We start from the raw sequence: 14,674 nt of genomic DNA on the forward strand, positions 1-14,674 counted from the left end.
GACCCTCTTGATTGAACGCCACGCTGCCATCGGACACCGAGAACATGCGGACAAGAACTCTCGTCGAACGACTGCGCGAACATGCGGCCCTGCGGGCTGATCATGCAGCGTTGCGCTTCATCGAAGGCGACGAGGTCGTCGAGGAGCTGACGTTCTCTCACCTCGATCGGCGCATTCGCGCGCTCGCCGCTCATCTTCAGCAGCTGTCCGGCAGCGGCGAACGTGCCGTGATCCTTCTCCCGAACGGTCCCGATTATGCCGTCGCCTTCTACGCGTGCCTCTACGCCGGCGTCATCGCCGTGCCCGCTTATCCGCCGGAGACCGGCAAGAAGCGCTACACCGAACGGCTCGCCGGCATTCTGAGCGATGCGGCGCCCCGTTTCATTCTCACGCTGGCCAGCCTGCGTGGTACTGTCGAGGAGTCCCTCGGCGGAACCGGCGCGCATGTCCTCGCCGTGGACGCGGTGCCGGTGGATGCCGCTGAAACCTGGCGTGAGCCGGACTTGAGGGGCGATGGAATCGCCTTTCTTCAATATACGTCGGGTTCGACGTCCCAGCCGAAGGGCGTCTGCGTCACCCACGAAAACCTCGTTGCGAACGAGATTGCGATGGAGGCCGCGCTCGGCGGGACGGGCGACGACGTGTTCGTCAGCTGGCTGCCGCTCTATCACGACATGGGGCTGATGGGCGGCCTGTTGAATCCGCTGTTCACCGGCTTCACGGCGGTGCTGATGTCGCCGCGCAATTTTCTCGAGCAGCCGCGGCGCTGGCTCGACGCGATCGATCGGCATGGGGGCACGTGCAGCGGTGGGCCGGACTTTGCGTTCGCGCTATGCGCGGATCGGGTGTCGGACGAAGCCCTTGCCCGGCTGGATCTCAGCCGCTGGCGGTTCGCGTTCTCCGGCTCAGAGTTCGTTCGCCGTGCAACGGTCGACCGCTTTGTGCAGAGGTTCCGGCCAGCGGGCTTCGATGCTCGCGCGCTGAAGCCGTGCTACGGCCTCGCCGAGGCAACCTTGCTCGTGACCGCCGGCGATCGCGCGAGCCATCCCGTCTGTCATACGCTCGATCCAACCGCGCTCGCCAGCGGACGCGCCGAAGACGTCGCTGAAGGGGCGGACCTCATGGCGTGCGGCACCGTCGCGGACGGCCATGCGGTGCGCATCATGAGGCCCGATGCGTCGTCCGAGGCCGATGCCGACGAGATCGGCGAGATCTGGGTCTCCGGTCCGAGCGTTACACGAGGCTACTGGAACAATCCCGAGGCGACGCAGCAGACATTCGTCGAACGGGACGGTGCGCGCTGGCTCCGGACGGGAGACCTCGGTTTCCTCCGCGACGGCGCGCTGGTCGTGACCGGCCGGCTCAAGGATCTGCTGATCGTACGTGGTCAGAACATCTATCCGTTCGACCTGGAGCAGGCGGTCGAAAGCGAGGTGACCTCGGTGCGGAAAGGCCGCGTGGCCGCATTTCCCGTCGAGATCGACGGCATCGAGGGCATCGGCATCGCCGCGGAGTTTAGTCGGGCAGTACTCCGACGGACGCCGTCCGATGTTCTGATCAAGGCCATCGGCGATGCGGTCATGGCTCAGACACAGGAGCTTCCTGCCGTCGTCGTGCTGCTGAATCCGCAGGGCATGCCGCTGACGACCAGCGGCAAGCTGCAGCGCTCGGCCTGCCGCGCCGGCTGGATGCAGGGGGATCTCGACAGCTTCATGGTGTTCGAGCGGAGACACGCGGCATCGGAGCCTCGCGATGCTCCAGAATTGACGACGGCGACCGAGCGCTGTCTCGCGCTGATCTGGCAGGACGTGCTCGATGTCGCGCAGGTCGGCCGCGACGACGATTTCTTCATGCTCGGCGGCAACTCGATCGCGGCCGCGCAAATCGCGGGGATCGTCCGCGAGCGGCTCCATGTCGATCTCGATCTGCGCAACTTCTTCGATTCGCCGACGCTCTGTGCGCTGGCGGCGCATGTGGATGCAACTGTTGACATTGGCGGAGCATTGGCGCCGCTGCGGCCCGTCGCGCCTGACATGCGGCGGCAACTCTCGTCGGCACAGGAACGGCTCTGGTTTCTCTGGAACGTGGACCCGACCAGTACAGCCTACACAATCGCCTGTGCCGTCAGGTTCGAAGGACCGCTTGATCATCGGCTGCTCGTGCGGGCGCTGGCCGAGATCGTCGCGCGCCATGAGCCACTGCGCACCACCTTTGTGGCGCAGGACGGCCGTCCAATGCAGGTGATTCACGACGCGCAGGAGCCTCTTGTTGCGGTCGATGATCTCAGTCGCTGCTCTCCGGGCGATCGTGAGAGGCACGCCGCGGCCCGCAGAGGAGATGAGCTGGCCAAGCCGTTCGACCTCATCAACGGGCCACTGCTACGCGCCGTGCTGATGCAGCTCGCCGATGACCGGCACGAGTTGCTGCTCTCGGCCCATCACATCGTGGCCGACGGTCTCTCACTCGACGTGCTTCTGACCGAAATTTCGGCGCTCTACGACGGGCTCCGGCGTGGAGTCGCAACGTTGCGTCCGCCATCAGCCATTCAATATGCAGATTACGCGGCATGGCAGCGAGGATGGCTTGCGAGTCCAGAGGCGGATCGACAGCTCGTCTATTGGCGCCGCCGGCTCGGTGACACACATCCGCCGCTCGCGCTGCCGTTCGATCGACCGCGGCCGGCGGTGCAGAGCTATCGCGGCGACACCGTTCATGCCGAGATCGCACCCGAGCTGACGCAGAAGCTGCGATCCCTCGCCCGTCAGCAGCGCGTCAGCATGTTCATGCTGCTGCTCGCGGCCTATCAGCTGCTGCTGTTTCGCTATTCGGGGCAACCGGATCTGCGGATCGGCGTCCCCGTTGCCGGGCGCCGGCATGCCGAGCTCGACTCTCTGATCGGCTGCTTCGTCAACACCCTGGTGCTGCGCGCCGACATCACGGCCGACATGAGCTTCGCGGCTTTGCTGGAGTCGGCGCGTGAGGAGGTCATCTCCGCGCTTGCGCACCAGGATCTTCCGTTCGATCGCCTGGTCGATACGCTCAAACCGGCGCGCTCGGGTAGCCAGAATCCACTCTTCCAAGTCAAGTTCAACTACATGGCACATCCGCGCGGCTTCACCGCCCACGGCCTGCGCGCCGACACCCGCATCATGGATCTGGCCGGCTCGCATTTCGACCTGGCGCTCGACATTGTCGATGGTCCCGATGGGATGGCGGCCAGCCTCAACTACGCGACGGATCTGTTCGAGCGGGCGACGGTCGCGCGGATGGCGACGCAGCTCGTCGATTTCCTGCAGCAGATCGCCGATGACGCGCACCGGCCGATCGCCGACTTCGTCCTCGCGCCTGATGCTCGCGAATCGATCGCGAGTGAAACACGAGATTTCGCCTCGACCTGCATCCTCGACATCATCGGCCGCGCATCTGTCGGCCGTGGTGATCACGTTGCGCTCCGCCAGGGCCCGGTCGAAATCAGTGTCGCCGAGCTTGCGCAGTGGTCCGACGGGATTGCGCAGCGGCTGGCTGCGAACGGCGTCGGGCCCGATGTTCCGGTAGCCCTGTGGATCGAACGGTCACCGGCCTTCGTCGCGGCCATGCTCGGTGTGTTGAAGGCGGGCGGCGCCTACGTACCGCTCGACCCGGCCTGGCCGGTCGCGCGCGTGCAACGCATTGTTCGCGACGGGGGCATCACCCGGCTGGTGGCGACCGCAGACCGTCTGGCCGCCGCTGCAGGGCTCGATTGCGTCGTTCTCGACGCAGAACGGCGCGGTGACGATGCGTCAGATGTCTTTGTTCCGTCCCGTGCCCACCCGGCACAGAGCGCCTACATCATCTACACGTCCGGCTCGACGGGAACGCCCAAGGGGGTTGCCGTCTCTCACGGCTCGCTCGCGAACTATGTGCAGGCGCTGCTGTCGCGCCTGCGGCCCGACGTGAATGCGGGCATGGCGATGGTCTCCACCGTCGCCGCCGACCTCGGCCACACGGTGCTGTTCGGCGCGCTGGCGAGCGGCGCGACCTTGAACCTTCTGCCTGCCGATGCGGCGTTCGATGCCGACGCGTTTGCGCAGGCCATGCGCGAGGGAGAGGTCGGCATCCTGAAGATCGTCCCGAGCCACCTCCGCGGTCTGCTGCAGGCGCGGAGGTCTGCCGACCTGCTGCCGCGTGACGTGCTGATTCTCGGCGGCGAGGCGTGTGATCGGCGCCTGATCCAGGACGTCCGGCGGCTGCGCCCGCAATGCCGGATCATCAATCACTACGGGCCGACCGAGACGACGGTTGGCATCGCGACCTACGACTGCACGGACGACATTGCCGGCGACGCCGTCCCGGTCGGCCTGCCGCTGGCAAATCTGCGGGCCTACGTGCTCGACGATGCGTTGAACGCGGTGCCGCGCGGTGTCGCGGGCGAGCTCCATGTCGGTGGCGCGGGCGTCGCGCGAGGCTATCGCGGTGTGCCGGCTCAGACGGCCGAGCGCTTCATCCCCGATCCGTTCGGCCCGGCCGGCGCGCGCCTCTATCGCACCGGAGACGTCGTGCGTTGTGACAAGGCCGGACATATCGTCTTCCTTGGCCGGCGTGACGATCAGCTCAAGCTGCGCGGCTATCGCATCGAGCCTTCCGAGATTACGCGTGCGGTGATGTCGCTGGGCAGCGTCGCCGATGCCGTGGTTGTGGCGCGCGTGGTCGATGCAGAGCAGGGGCGCCTGGAGCTGGTGGCCTATTGCGTGGCTGCGGCCGGTGCGGTGCTGCAGCCCGACGGAATGCGGCAGGAGCTTTCGTCGCTGTTGCCCGACTATATGGTTCCGTCGCGCATCATCATGCTCGATCGTCTGCCGCTGACGGTCAACGGCAAGCTCGACCGTGCTGCGCTGCCCCAGCCGGATGAGGAGATCGTCATCGCCTATGCCGCTCCCGTCGGAGAGGTCGAGGAGTCGATCGCTGCGGTGTGGCAGGAAGTGCTCGGCCGCGATCGGATCGGTCGCAATGACAATTTCTTCGAGCTTGGCGGCGATTCGATTCTCAGCCTGCAAATCATCGCGCGGTTGCGCAAGCGCGGCGTGAAGCTGACGCCGAAGCAGATGTTTTCGCAGCAGACGATAGCGGCGCTGGCCGGCGTGGTTGCGACCACCTCCGCGCCGACGGCGTCGCCGGCAGCAGCACGCAGCGCCGTGAACGCCGGCGCGGCGGAGCTGCTGCCGATCCAATTGCGGTTCTTTGCAGAGGCGATCCCGAGCCGCGATCACTTCAACCAGGCCGTGCTGCTGATCCCGAAGAATCACGTCGCGTGGAACTTGCTCCAAGCTGCACTCGCTGCGGTCGTGAAGCATCACGAAGCGCTCCAGACGGCATATCGTCGGACGGCTGAAGGTTGGCAGGCCTTGCCGACGGAAGGCTTTGCGGCGGCGGATCTCCTCTGGATCCGCAGCGGTGTCCGTCACGATGAGATCGGCGCGATCGCATCGGCGGCGCAGGCGAGCCTTTCGCTTGCATCGGGGATGCTGCTGCGCGCCGTCGGCTTCGACCTGATCGACGGCAGCCAGCGTCTGCTGATCGCGATCCATCATCTGGCCGTCGACGGCGTGTCCTGGCGTATCCTTCTCGAAGATCTGACGCAGTCCTACGCGCAGCTCGCAAACGGCGCCGCAGCGGTGGCGTTGCCGAAGAGCGAGGCGCCTTCGTCCTGGGCGCAACGGCTGCGCGCGCACGCGACCTGCGAACGGCTGGAGGCCGAGATGCCGTTCTGGCTCGCGGCGGGCCCGAGCGGTGAGCTGCCGTGCGATGAGGACCACGGCAGCATCGATGTCGAAGCCGACGCCGACGAGGTCATGCTCAGCCTCGATGCCGGCCTGACCGGGCAGCTGCTCGAGGCCGCGCCGGCAGCCTACCGGACTCGGATCAACGATCTGCTGCTTGCAGCGTTGTCGCGCGCCGTCTGGCGCTGGAGCGGACGCGAGGACATCGTGATCGAGCTCGAAGGGCACGGACGCGAGGATATTTTCGCCGACGCCGACCTTACCCGTACGGTGGGATGGCTCACGAGCGCATTCCCGTTCCGTCTGCCGGGCGGGGCCGATGCGGATCGTGTGTTGATCGCGCGGACGAAGGAAGCCCTGCGCGCTGTCCCTGATCACGGTCTCGGCTACGGCGTGCTGCGCTATCTCGGCGCGCCTGCGCAACGCGACGCGCTGGCGGAGCTGGGCAGCCCGCGGATCGTCTTCAACTATCTCGGCCGCTTCGATGCATCGCTCGGCGATGAGGCTTCGTACCGGCTTGCACCTGAGTCATCGGGCTCGATGCGCGCGGCTGATACGCCGCTGCGGGCATGGCTCACCATCATCGGGGAGGTGCGCGACGGTCAACTTCGCCTGGCCTTTCGCTACGGCCGGCGGCGCTATCGCCGTTCGACCGTCGAGCGGCTTGCGGACCTCTACGGGACCGCGTTGCGCGGTCTGGTCGATCATTGCCTGCGCGGTGCGGGCTGTCTCACCCCGTCGGACGTCCCGCTGTCCGGCCTCGATCAACAGACGCTCGATCGCGTTTGCGCATCGGTCGACGTTCGCAACGTCGAAGACATCTATCCGTTGTCGCCGATGCAGCAGGGCCTGCTGTTTCACGCCCTTCGCGACGGCAAGAACGACGCATATGTCAATCAGCTCGCAGTCGAGCTGCGCGGCGTGGCGCCATCGCAGCTGCGTGCGGCGTGGTCGGCGGCCAGTACGCAGCATGCGGCATTGCGTACGGGATTCGCATGGCAGCACCTGTCGGAGGCCGCTCAGCAGATCGTGTATCGGCGGCTCGATCTGCCGATCGTGGAGGAGGATTGGCGAGGGCGCACGGTGAATTCGGCTGCCGGCAGCAATCTCGACGCCGCGCTGGCCGAAGCGGGGCAACGGGAGCGCGTGCTTGGCTTCGATGTCACCCGGCCTCCGCTGCAGCGGCTGCGCCTCATTCGGCTCGACGATGACAGACTATGGCTGATCTGGACGCACCACCACATCGTACTCGACGGTTGGAGCTCGGCGCGGCTGCTCGCCGACGTGCTGCAGCGCGCCGGCGGATCGGAGCCCGGTGTCCCGCAGGGCAGGTATCGCGACTACATCGCGTGGCTCCGGACGCAGGACCGCGGTGCAGCGGTTGAATTCTGGCGCCAGACGTTGAGCGACGCCAGCGAGCCAACGCTGCTGGCTGATGCGCTGCGCAGACGGGGGCTGATTGCGCCGGGAGACGGCTATGGACGGCTCACGCTTTCGCTGGACCGCGACCTCGCCGCGCATCTCAGGCGGTTCGCCACGCAGCAGCGGGTGACGATGAACACCCTGCTTCAGGCAGCCTGGGTGCAACTGCTACGACACACATGTGGGCAGAGCACGGTCTGTTTCGGCGCCACCGTGGCCGGTCGTCCGGCGGAGCTGGCAGGCGCCGAGGACATCATCGGCCTGTTCATCAATACGCTGCCGCTGATCGACGGGCCGCACCCGCAGGCCTCCGTCGGTGATTGGCTGCGTGCGCTGCAGGCAAAGAACGTCGCGGCCCGCGATTATGAGTGGCTGCCGTTGCACGAAATCCAGCGCCTCGCCGCGCATGGCGGGCGGCAGCTGTTCGACAGCATCATGGTGTTCGAGAACTATCCGATCGACCGGTCACTGGTGAATGGCAGCCAGACTGGACCGCAGGTGGGGCGCGTCGAGCATGTGACGCCGACGAACTATGCGGTCGCCGTCGGCGTATTCGATGGGGCCGACGGTCTGCGGCTCGACTTCAACTTCGATCGTGCGCAGTTGGACGAAAGCGCGATCGGGCGCGTGAGCTCTGCCATGCGAGACTGGCTGGTGCAGATCTCCGCCGATGCTGCCCGTCCCTCCGGTGCTCTGGACGCGCTCGGGAGCGATGCACTTGCGCGGCTCATGCGATGGAGCAAAGGCACCATCGGTGAGGTCCGATCCGCACCGTCGTTGAACCTTGTCGCACAGATCGAGGCGCGTACCGCTGAAACGCCTGACGCGATAGCGATTGTCAGCGGTATCAGCCAGATGAGCTACGGCGAGCTGAATGCACGCGCCAATCGGATGGCGCGGCGGCTCAGGGCGCGCGGCATCGGCCCCGATGTGGTCGTCGGCCTGGCACTCGAGCGCGGCGTCACGATGATGGTGGCCTTGCTTGCGGTGCTCAAGGCTGGCGGTGCCTATCTCCCGCTCGACCCGGACTATCCGTCCGATCGGCTCGGCCTCATGCTGTGCGACAGCGGCACAAAGCTGCTGCTGACGCAGACGTCGTTGCACGATCGGTTCGCGCCGGCACTTGCCCGGAGTGAGGCCGAGGCCTGGCTGCTCGACGAGACCGCGGGAGAGGACGCCGGCGATGCGAGCAATCTCGGCCTCGCCTCTCATCCGGAGAGCGTCGCTTACCTGATCTACACCTCGGGATCGACCGGGACGCCCAAGGGCGTCATGGTGCGCCACGGCGCAGTGACCAGCTTTCTTGCGACGATGGCCGAGCAGCCGGGCATTGCGCGCGATGATCGCGTGCTCGGCCTGACCTCGCTGTCGTTCGACATCGCAGTGCTGGAGCTTTGGCTGCCGTTGACGCATGGCGCGAAGATCGTGCTGGTCGACCAGGCCGCGGCGCGCGACCCGGTGGCGCTGAAGTCGGTTATGGCTCGGCACGGTGTGACGATGATTCAGGCGACACCGTCGAGCTGGCGGATGTTGATCGATCATCCGGGCACCGAGCGGTGGCTGCCCGAGGGCTGCCGCGTACTGAGCGGCGGCGAGGCGATGGCATCGGATCTCGCACGACGGCTGACGGCGCTGAGCCGTGACGTCTGGAATCTCTACGGACCGACCGAGACGACCGTATGGTCGACGCGCCACCGGCTCGACGCAGCGGATCCGATGCCGCTGCTGGGAGGTCCGATCGGCAACACGACGTTGTACGTGCTGGATGCGGATCTCCACCTCGCGCCGGTCGGCGTCACAGGAGAGCTGTTCATCGGCGGCGAGGGGCTCGCGCGTGGCTACTGGAATCGTGCGGCTCTGAGCGCGGAGCGCTTCATCCCGGATCCGTTCGGCGCCGATGGCAAGCGGCTGTACCGCACCGGCGATCTGGTGCGCTGGCGTGACGATGGTCTGCTCGACTATGTCGGCCGCGCCGATCACCAGGTGAAGATCAGAGGCCACCGGATCGAGCTCGGCGAGATCGAGGCGCGACTGCGGGCACAAACCGGCGTGCGCGACAGCGTCGTCGTGGCGCGGCAGATCGGGGGCAGCCCACAGCTCGTGGCCTATGTCGGCGGCGGGAATGCGCTCGATGGCGCGGATCTGCGCGCCAGGCTCAGGTCGATGCTGCCAGACTACATGGTGCCGACCTGGGTGATGGTGCTGCCGCAGCTGCCGCTGACCCCGAACGGCAAGATCGATCGCCGCAGGCTACCGCCGCCTTCGCAGGGCGAAACGGACGGTCGGGATCATGCGGCGCCCGCTGGCGAGATCGAGACGACCTTGGCGCGCATCTGGACCGAGCTGCTCGGCGTCGAGCGTATCGGTCGCAACGACGGCTTCTTCGAGCTCGGCGGTCATTCGCTCTTGGCGGTGCGGTTGATGAGCCGCGTCTCCGATGAGTTCGGCGTCTCCGTGCCACTGTCCAGACTGTTCGCTCATTCCGAGTTGGCGGACTTCGCCCGTGTCGTCTCGATCACCCTGATCGAGGAGCAATTCGAGGAGCGTGAGCTTCAGGAGCTGATCGGGGCAGAGATGTGATGAAGAAACAATCAGCCAAGCCGAGCCTGCCCGATTTGGATTCGGACACCTTGCAGCGTCTGGCGCTCGCGGCCAGAGAGCGCGGTCGCGGCGGCCGCGCGGCCAACACGATCCCGATCGTCGATCGCAGGGACAAACTGCCGCTGTCGTTCGCGCAGCAGCAACTCTGGCTGTTGACGCAGCTCGACGGGTCGAGCACGAACTACCACCTCGACGCCGTTCTGCGGCTGCGGGGCCGACTCGACGTCGCGGCATGGCGACGCAGCCTCGATCATCTGCTCGCGCGCCATGAGGCACTGCGGACAATATTCGTCGCGGAGGACGGCGAGCCGCTGATGAGAGTGCTGCCGCCTCACACCGTGTTGCCGCTGGAGATCCACGACCTCAGTGATCGGCCCGATCGCGAGGCGCGGATGCGCGATCTACTCGATGAAAGCAGGCGCGCGCCGTTCGAGCTGGCCACGGGGCCGCTCATCCGCAGCGCCCTGATCCGGCTTGGCGAGCACGAGCATGTCGTGCTGCTCAGCCTGCATCACATCGTCTCCGATGGATGGTCGATGGGCGTGATCGTCCGCGACCTGTCCGCGCTGTATGGCGCGTTCGCCGCCGGGGAGCGCGATCCGTTGCCGCAGCTCAACATCCAGTACCCGGACTATGCCGCCTGGCAGCGCCAAACGCTGACGCCGGCGCGGCTGGCGGGCCAGCTCGATCATTGGAAGGCTACGCTGGCCGGCGCGCCACTGTTGCTGACGTTGCCCACTGATCGTCCGCGACCGGCCACGAGATCCACCGCGGGCGCTGCGTTGCATGTCGAGATCGATGACCAACTGTCGGCGGCAATCAGGCAGATGGCAAACACGCTCGGCGCGACGCCGTTCGTGATCGTGCTGTCGGCCTGGGCCATCGTGTTGTCGCGGCTCGCGGGCCAGAAGGATCTCGTGATCGGTACGCCAACGGCAAACCGCACCCGGGCACAGGTGGAGGGGCTGGTCGGGTTCTTCGCCACCATGCTGCCGCTGCGGCTCGATCTCTCCGGGACGCGGAGCGTCGCGGAGCTGGTCGAACATGTCAAGAATGCAGCTCTTGCGGCGCAAGATCATCAGGAACTGCCATTCGAGCACATCGTCGAAGCGCTCCAGCCGCCGCGCAATCCGGCCTACACGCCCATCTTTCAAGTCGTGTTCGCGTGGCAGGGCGACGAGATCGGTGAGCTTGCGTTACCCGGCATCGATATTGAGCGCTTGGTGGTCGAGCAGCGGGAGATCAAGTTCGATCTCGAGCTCGATCTCTGCGAGACCGGCGGTTGCATCTCCGGCAAGCTGAACTACGCGACGGCCGTGTTCGATGCAGACACCGTGCTGCGCTATCGCGGCTATCTGCTGGCTGCGCTGCGGGCAATGGTGATCGACGTCGGTCGACCGGTGCACCGGATCGACCTCCTTGCCGCCGAGGAGCGATCGCTGCTTCTCGACGGCTGGAACAAGACCGAAATGTTCAGTCAGCCCAGCCGCTGCATCCAGGAGCTGGTGGCCGACCAGGTCCGTCGCCGGCCGTCCGCGGTCGCGCTGGTTCATGCTGATGTCCGACTGACCTATGGCGAGCTGGAGGCGCAGGCCAATCGGCTCGCTCACCGCCTCGTTTCGGCGGGAGCCGGGCCGGATCGTCTGGTGGCGATCTGCCAGCAGCGCGGCATCGATGCGATCATCAGCATCCTTGCAGTGCTCAAGGCAGGCGCGGCCTATCTGCCGCTCGATCCGATCTATCCTCCACAGCGGCTGCGTGAGATCGTTGCCGACGCACAGCCGGCGCTGCTGATCTGCGATGAAGCCGGCGCGGGGGTGTTGGGCGACGTCGCGTGCTCCGTCCTCGATATCAGACGCGATGCTGCGGCATGGCGGGAACTGCCGGACGTGACGCCGGATGTCGCCGCTCTCCGCCTGACACCACGTCATCTGGCCTATGTCATCTACACGTCCGGCTCCACCGGTAAGCCGAAGGGCGTGATGATCGAGCATCGTGGATTGGTGAATCTGGCCTTGGCGCAGATCGCCTTGTTCGAAACCACCGAGCGCAGTCGTATCGTGCAGTTTGCGTCCCTGAGCTTCGATGCGAGCGTATGGGACATCGTGATGGCACTGTGCTCCGGGGCCGAGCTGCATCTGCTCGGAGATGACGAGCATCGCGACGCGTCCGCGCTCCTGGGGTACCTCGCAGATCACCGCATCACCCACGCGACACTGCCGCCGGCGCTGCTGCAAGGACGGGCGGATTTGGCGCGCCTCGCCGAGCTTGAGGTTCTCGTGCTGGCTGGCGAGCTGCCCCGTACGGAGCTGATCGCCTCGTTGCCGCAAGGCATCGCCGTCTTCAACGCCTATGGGCCGACCGAGGCGACCGTCTGCGCCACGGCCTGGCGACGTCCTGCCGGCTTTGCCGACACCATCGTTCCAATCGGACGTCCGATTGCGAATGTGCGCATCTATCTGCTCGATGATGAGGGGCTGCCCGTGCCACGAGGCGCCGTCGGTGAGATCTGGATCGGAGGGGTGGGGACGGCGCGCGGATACCTGAACCGTATCGACCTCACGGCCGCGCGTTTCGCAGCCGATCCATTCAGTCCTCGGTCGGATGGCAGGATGTATCGGACCGGAGATCTCGGTCGCTATCTTCCGAACGGCGACATCGAGTTCCTGGGCCGCAACGATCATCAGGTGAAGATCCGCGGGTTCCGGGTCGAGCTTGGGGAGATCGAGGTCCGCTTGAGCGCATTGGCGGGGGTCAGGGATTCCGCCGTCCTGGCCCAGCGCAATGCCTTCGGGGACACCATGCTCGTTGCCTATGCCGTGCCGGCGGACGACGTAGCCGATGCCGTCGACTGGAGCGCGCAACTGCGGGCTCAGTTGCAGGCCAGCCTGCCCGACTACATGGTGCCATCGGCCATCGTGCGTCTCGAAGCGCTTCCGCTGACGCCGAATGGCAAGATCGACCGGCATGCACTTCCGGCTCCGGATCACGACGCCTTTTCGCGCCGTGCCTACGATCCGCCGCAGGGCGAGATCGAGCTGATGCTCGCCGCGATCTGGAGCGAGCTCCTGTCGGTCGATCAGGTCGGACGTGACGACCATTTCTTCGAGCTCGGCGGCCATTCGCTGTTGATCGTTCGCATGCTGGACCGCCTGAAACGCCGCGGCTTTGCTGTGGATGCGCGAACCGTGTTCGTGAAGCCCGTGCTTCGCGCGCTCGCCGCCGCCCTTCGTCGCGGCGAAGAGATTGTCGTTCCCGCCAACCGGATCACGGCAGATACGACGGCGATCACGCCGGGGCTGTTGCCGTTGATCGTGCTGAGCCAGCCGGAGATCGACCGCATCGTCGGTCAGGTGCCGGGGGGCATTGCCAACATTCAGGACATCTACGCGCTGTCGCCGTTGCAGGAAGGCATCCTGTTTCATCATCTGCTGGCAACCGAGGGCGATCCCTACGTGCTCTCTGCGCAGATGGCGTTTCCCGACGGCGATCTGCTCGACCGCTATCTTGCAGCCGTTCAGCAGGTGATCGCGCGTCACGACGTACTCCGCACATCGATCGTCTGGAATGGCCTGTCCGTTCCGGCGCAGGTGGTATGGCGACGTGCAAGTCTCGATGTGACGGAGCTCGTGCTCGAGGCCGGCGCACCGGCGGATCTGCAACTTGCCGGACGATTCGACTCGCGATCGCGCCGGCTCGATCTCAGCAAAGCGCCGCTGCTGCGCTTCATCGTCGCACGCGACCCCGGAAAAGATCGCGTGCTGCTCCAGGTCATGCTGCATCATTTGATCGGCGATCACTCGACCTTGCAGGCGATTCATCAGGAGGTGGAGGCCATTCTGGCAGGCCGCGGTCACCTCCTGGCGGCTCCGGTGCCGTTTCGCAATCTCGTGGCGCTTGCTCGCGACGCCGCCGGGCAGGACGCGCAGCAGCGCTTCTTCCGCGGCATGCTCGCCGACGTCGACGCGCCGACCGCACCGTTCGGATTGATGGAGGTGCGGAGCGAGGGAGGAGGCGTGCATGAGGCGAAGCTCGCGATCCCGGCCGCCCTCGATACGCGACTTCGGATGCAGGCACGACGTGTCGGCGTCAGTCTTGCCAGCCTCTGTCACCTCGCCTGGGCCCAGGTGCTGGCGCGGAGCAGCGGTCGGGAGAAGGTCGTGTTCGGCACGGTGCTGTTCGGTCGCATGCAGGGTGGTGCTGCGATGGATCGCAGCCTCGGCCTGTTCATCAATACGCTGCCTCTGCGCGTTGATCTCGACGGCGCCTCCGTCGAGCACAGCGTGCGTGCGGCGCATGCGCGGCTGGCGGAGTTGATGACTCATGAGCATGCGTCATTGGCGATGGCGCAGCGCTGCAGCGGTGTTGCTTCGCCAACGCCGTTGTTCTCCGCGATCCTGAATTACCGACATAGTCGCAAGGAGAATAACCACGCTGAATCGGCGCTCAACAGTCCGCTTCGAGAGATCGAGTGGCTCGGCGCTGAGGAGCGCACGAACTATCCGTTGATGCTTGCAGTGGACGACGACGGCGATGCGCTGCGCCTGACGGCCCAGGTCGTCTCCCCGGTCGCGCCGGCCCGCGTCTGCGCGATGATGGAGCAGGCTCTCGATCAACTGGCATCGGCGCTCGAGACGGCTCCGCACCTGCCTGTGCGCCAGCTCGGTGTCGTTCCAGCCGAGGATCGTGCGCTGCTGCTCGATGGATGGAATGCGACCGCGAGAGTTTGGGACAGGGGGTGTCTACAGCGGCAGTTCGAAGCGCAGGCGGCGCGTTCTCCTGATGCGATCGCGATTGTGCATGGGGACGAGACGATCAGCTATGGCGAGCTGAACGCGCGGGCAAACCGGCTGGCGCGGCGTCTCATGCTGCAGGGGATCGGACCGGACGTCGTG

At 66.1% G+C, this 14,674-nt stretch carries 2 protein-coding genes; both read left to right on the top strand.

The window, feature by feature from the left end:
• The first annotated feature begins 44 nt into the window (after positions 1 to 44).
• Positions 45 to 9,758: a non-ribosomal peptide synthetase gene (locus HL666_RS04695; RefSeq protein ID WP_172180135.1), complete on the top strand. Its 9,714-nt coding sequence runs from the start codon at positions 45 to 47 to the stop codon at positions 9,756 to 9,758.
• A partial coding sequence (locus HL666_RS04700; RefSeq protein WP_172180137.1) for a non-ribosomal peptide synthetase occupies positions 9,758 to 14,674 on the top strand: 4,917 nt, incomplete at its 3' end. The genes HL666_RS04695 and HL666_RS04700, both read left to right, overlap by 1 nt.

This window comes from Bradyrhizobium aeschynomenes (assembly GCF_013178945.1).
GTDB lineage: Bacteria > Pseudomonadota > Alphaproteobacteria > Rhizobiales > Xanthobacteraceae > Bradyrhizobium > Bradyrhizobium aeschynomenes.